The sequence below is a fragment of the Oscillibacter valericigenes genome (assembly GCF_016902445.1).
Classification (GTDB): domain Bacteria; phylum Bacillota; class Clostridia; order Oscillospirales; family Oscillospiraceae; genus Oscillibacter; species Oscillibacter avistercoris.
In genome coordinates this window covers 1-211 of sequence record NZ_JACSNX010000101.1, presented here as the reverse complement: position 1 = coordinate 211, position 211 = coordinate 1, and the positions used below count along the sequence as shown (strand labels likewise).

Below are 211 nucleotides of genomic sequence, written 5' to 3'. Positions count from 1 at the left end.
AGATACCAGTTACCCGCAACTAGACGGAAAGACCCCATGGAGCTTTACTGCAGCTTAATACTGGAATTCGGTAACCCATGTACAGGATAGGTGGGAGGCTTGGAAGCAGAGGCGTCAGCTTTTGTGGAGCCGCCGGTGGGATACCACTCTTGGATTGCTGAATTTCTAACCTGCGGCCGTGAATCCGGTCGGGGGACACTGTTAGGCGGGC

1 rRNA gene is annotated in these 211 nt (G+C 54.5%); it reads left to right on the top strand.

The features are described from left to right. Nucleotides 1-211: ribosomal RNA gene (locus tag H9X91_RS14870) — 23S ribosomal RNA — on the top strand; the annotation flags it as partial.